The sequence below is a fragment of the Rhizobacter sp. genome (assembly GCF_031412075.1).
Classification (GTDB): Bacteria; Pseudomonadota; Gammaproteobacteria; order Burkholderiales; family Burkholderiaceae_C; genus Rhizobacter.
The window spans coordinates 1-2,075 of the sequence record NZ_JANOCG010000554.1 but is presented as its reverse complement, the minus strand read 5'-3'; the positions used below and the strand labels follow the sequence as shown (position 1 = coordinate 2,075).

The following is a 2,075-nucleotide window of genomic DNA, read 5'->3' as shown; positions in this document are numbered from 1 at the left end:
CGATTGCGCGAAGAGCTTGCGGATCTCGTCGAAGGCACCCACGTAGCTGGCCGGGTTGGAGCGCGCGGTCTTGCCGATGGGCGACTGGTCGACGAACACGGCTTCACTCAACCAATCGGCGCCGAGCAGGCGATCGAACTCGCCGGGGGTTTCGGTCGGCTTGCCGAAGTGGCGGGCGAGCGCGGGGAAGAGCACGTCTTGCATCAGCGTGCTCTTGCCCGAGCCCGATACGCCGGTCACGCACACCAGGTGTTGCAGCGGGAACTCGACGGTCACGTTCTTCAGGTTGTGATCGCGGGCACCTTCGAGGATGAGCTTGGGTGTCTTGTCGGTCACCAGCCGCTTGAGGCCCATGCCGACCTGCCTGCGTGCGCCGAGATACGCCCCGGTCAGCGTGTCGGCGCTGCGAATGGCTTCGGGTGTGCCGTCGAACACGATCTGGCCACCACGCTCGCCGGGGCCGGGGCCCATGTCGATCAGGCGGTCAGCCGCCAGCATCACGGCCGGGTCGTGCTCCACCACCACCAGCGTGTTGCCGGCGTCGCGCAAGCGGTGCATGGCTTCGACGATGCGGTTCATGTCGCGCGGGTGCAGGCCGATGCTGGGCTCGTCCAACACAAACATGGTGTTGACCAGCGAGGTGCCGAGCGCGGTGGTGAGGTTGATGCGCTGCACTTCGCCACCGGAAAGCGTGCGGCTCTGGCGGTCGAGCGTGAGGTAGCCGATGCCGACGTCGCAGAGGTATTTGAGGCGCGTGCGGATTTCGTCGAGCAGCAGCTTGAGGGCGTCGTCCAACATGCCGCTGGGCAAGCTGATGCCGTCGAAGAACTTCTTGATGCGGTCGATGGGCATCAACATCAGGTCGTGGACCGTGAGGCCGGGCAGCGCTTCGAGTTGCGCACGCGACCAGTCCACGCCGCTGGGCATCACCCGCTTTTCGGGCGGCATGGCGCCGTCGGCGTCGGCCTGGGTGCCCATGCGCCACAAGAGCGCCTCGGTCTTCAGGCGCGCACCTCCGCAGGTGGGGCACGGTGTGTAGCTTCTGTACTTGGACAAGAGCACGCGGATGTGCATCTTGTAGGCCTTGGATTCGAGGTACTCGAAGAAGCGCTTCACGCCGTACCACTGCTTGCCCCACTTTCCGTTCCAGTGGGGTGAGCCGTTGATGACCCAGTCGCGCTGGGCCTCGGTGAGCTGCGACCACGCGGTGTCGCGCGGGATGCCGGCTTCGGCGCCGTAGCGCATCAGGTCGTCCTGGTTTTCTTGCCAGGCGGGGGTTTGCAAGGTCTTGATGGCGCCGGCGCGCAGGGTCTTGCGGTGGTCAGGGATCACCAGGCCGTAGTCGACACCGATCACCCGGCCGAAGCCGCGGCAGGTTTCGCAAGCGCCCATGGCGGAGTTGAAAGAGAACAGCGAGGGCTGCGGGTCTGCGTAGCGGATGTCGCTGTCGGGGCAGTGCAGGCCGGTGGAGTATCGCCAGAGGACCGCATCCCGTTCGCCCTGAGCTTGCCTGTCCTGAGCCTGTCGAAGCGGTCGAAGGGCTTCGACAGGCTCAGCCCGAACGGTGGTGTGCGGCTCGGCCCGAACGGGTTCACTTTCCAGCACGTAGATGTTGACCCGCCCACTGCCCCGCTTCAGCGCCGTCTCGATCGCCTCGACCGCACGCACCTTCTCGATGCCCTGGATGCGAAACCGATCGGCCACCACGTCGAGCAGCTTGCGCGGGCCGGTGGGTGAAGCGACTTCACGCTCGGCCTGCACCTTGGTGAAGCCGCTGGCGCCCAACCACTGCTCCACCTCTTCGCTGCTGGTGTTGGCCGGCAGCTCCACCGGGAAGGTGAACACCAGGCGCGGGTCGTTCTCTTTCGTCCGCTGCATCAGCTCGGCGTAGATGCTCTCCGGCGAGTCGTGGCGCACCTGCTGCGCGGTCTTCTTGTCGAACAACTCGGCGGCGCGTGCGTACAAGAGCTTCAGGTGGTCGTTCAGCTCGGTCATGGTGCCGACCGTGCTGCGCGAAGTGCGCACCGGGTTGGTCTGGTCGATGGCGATCGCCGGTGGCACGCCGTCGACCCGGT

At 66.1% G+C, this 2,075-nt stretch carries 1 protein-coding gene; it reads right to left on the bottom strand.

The window, feature by feature from the left end:
* Positions 1-2,075 (bottom strand): excinuclease ABC subunit UvrA (locus tag RMO40_RS20600; protein ID WP_489660211.1); only part of this gene is annotated, 2,075 nt, incomplete at both ends.